The 328-nt window shown below is 52.7% G+C and carries 1 protein-coding gene; it reads right to left on the bottom strand.

Annotation, left to right across the window (positions count from 1 at the left end; translation table 11 throughout):
• Positions 1-328: L-serine ammonia-lyase, iron-sulfur-dependent, subunit alpha (locus FC37_RS09915; RefSeq protein WP_201779652.1), on the bottom strand; the 328-nt coding region annotated here is incomplete at both ends.

Genomic DNA, 328 nt, shown 5'->3' with positions numbered 1-328 from the left:
GAATTACACTGGTGCATCCCGCAAGCGCCATGTCTGCCGAAATTAAAGCATTGCCTGCACCGATTGCATTCCTCTTAACGCAAGGAACTTCAACCAAGCCAGCGATTGGGTCGCAGACTAGACCGAGCAAGTTAGACATTGCAATCGACATTGCTTGTGCGCTCTGCTCAGCACTGCCACTAGCTGCCTCAACTGCAGCAGCGGCGCCCATGGCAGATGCACTACCAACTTCGGCTTGGCAGCCACCGGTTGCGCCGGCAATTTCTGCGTTATTGGCAATAACAAGGCCGAATCCACCAGCAGTAAAAAGAAAGCGAATCATTTGCTC

The organism is Lactobacillus gallinarum DSM 10532 = JCM 2011, from assembly GCF_001434975.1.
GTDB lineage: Bacteria > Bacillota > Bacilli > Lactobacillales > Lactobacillaceae > Lactobacillus > Lactobacillus gallinarum.
Note: the sequence above shows the minus strand (reverse complement) of the source record. Positions and strands in the feature narration are given on the sequence as shown.